Genomic DNA, 206 nt, shown 5'->3' on the forward strand with positions numbered 1-206 from the left:
TTGACCCGCTGCCGGCGCTGCGCAGCTGCAGTGTTGCGCTCTCCACGGTCCTACCCGCATACGCTGAGAGGTCGAATTTCAGGTAGGTGGTTTCCACGGGACTGTTGTCCACGCTCATTGTGGTGGAGGTGCCGTAGTTTGTGTTTGCTGCTCCGCCTGCCACCCAGCTGTCCGCGGTGGCGGTGAGGGTGACGGTCTCGGACGTC

1 protein-coding gene is annotated in these 206 nt (G+C 63.1%); it reads right to left on the reverse strand.

Translation table 11 applies throughout. From position 1 onward, the window contains the following. Nucleotides 1–206: CBM96 family carbohydrate-binding protein (locus AC6CHP_RS20830; protein WP_498232083.1), on the reverse strand; the 206-nt coding region annotated here is incomplete at both ends.

The sequence above is a fragment of the Pseudarthrobacter sp. GQ63 genome (assembly GCF_059758765.1).